At 55.2% G+C, this 1,488-nt stretch carries 1 protein-coding gene; it reads left to right on the top strand.

Annotation, left to right across the window (positions count from 1 at the left end):
* Positions 1–1,488 (top strand): non-ribosomal peptide synthetase (locus tag ABEW32_RS25785; protein ID WP_430193091.1); only part of this gene is annotated, 1,488 nt, incomplete at both ends.

Here is a 1,488-nt window from a genome sequence, read left to right as displayed (position 1 = left end):
AGAGGGTATGACTACGGATACAGACACGATGGCCAGCAAGGAAGTGCAGGAGCTGGTGAGTCGCTTTGTCCGTCCGTTTGATCTCAAAGCTACGCCGCTGCTGCGGGTAGGCTTGGTGGATCTGGGTGGATCTGGAACTGAACAGGAACCGCAGCATGTGCTCATGCTCGACATGCACCACATCGTTTCGGATGGTGTGTCGATGGGGGTACTGACTGAAGAATTTGTCCGCTTGTACGACGGTGAAGAGCTGCCGCCACTGCGGATACAGTACAAGGATTATGCCGTATGGCAGCAAAGCGAGGCCCATCAGGAATGGATGCAGCGTCAGGAAGCCTACTGGCTGGACACCTTCCGAGGGGAACTGCCTGTGCTGGATGTACCGACAGACTTTGCCCGTCCGGCGGTGCGTAGTACAGCAGGCGATATCGTGGTGTTTGGACTGGAACGCGAAGTGAGCGAACGGCTGAAAGAACTGGCGGCGCACACAGGCTCTACGCTGTATATGGTGTTGCTGGCAGCGTACACCGCACTCTTGCATCAATATAGCGGCCAAGAGGACATCGTTGTCGGTACACCGATTGCCGGACGACCGCATGCGGATTTGGAGCCGATTCTCGGCATGTTCGTCGGTACGTTGGCATTGCGAAACTATCCGACAGCAGAACATACCTTCCGCAGCTACGTGGAAGAAGTGAAGGTTCGCGCCCTACAAGCCTATGAGCATCAGGACTATCCATTTGAGGAACTGGTGGAAAAGCTGAATGTGAAGCGGGACATGAGCCGCCATCCATTGTTCGATACGATGTTTACCCTGCAAACGACCGAGGAAGGTGAACTGCAACTGGCGGACCTCAGCTTCCGTCCGTATGGCCTGGAGCAAACGCCAGCGAAGTTTGACTTGACGCTGGAAGCTAGAGAGGAAGAGGCAGGCATCCAGTTCGGATTGCAGTATGCCACTGCGTTGTATCAACGGGAAACGGTCGAACGGATGACACGTCACTTTATTCGCTTGGCCGAAGCCGTAGCGGCGAACCCGGATGCGAAGCTGGGTGAGCTGGAGCTCATTACGACTGAAGAAACCGAGCAGATTCTGAAGGTGTTCAATGATCCGAATGCGCATAGCGTACGCGGAACACTGCAAGGCCTGTCGCTCAGCGAACGTTTTGAAGCGCAAGCGAAGAACCACCCTGGGCGAATAGCCGTGGTGTCTGGCGATATAGCGCTAACCTACGCTGAGCTGAATGAGCAGGCGAACCGCTTGGCCCGGGTATTACGGACAAAAGGAGTTGAAGCAGATCAACCGGTAGGCGTACTGCTGGAACGTTCTGCGGATATTCTGGTGAGCATTCTGGGGGTACTGAAGGCCGGAGGCGCGTATGTGCCAATGGATACGATGTATCCGCAGGAGCGCATTGATTACATGCTTCAAGACAGTGGGGCAACAGTCGTGATCACCAGCAGAGTCGCCAACCTTTCGCTGAGCTT

The organism is Paenibacillus jamilae, from assembly GCF_050482105.1.
Classification (GTDB): domain Bacteria; phylum Bacillota; class Bacilli; order Paenibacillales; family Paenibacillaceae; genus Paenibacillus; species Paenibacillus jamilae_B.
The sequence above is the reverse complement of the archived record's forward strand: the minus strand, read 5'-3'. Positions and strand labels throughout refer to the sequence as shown.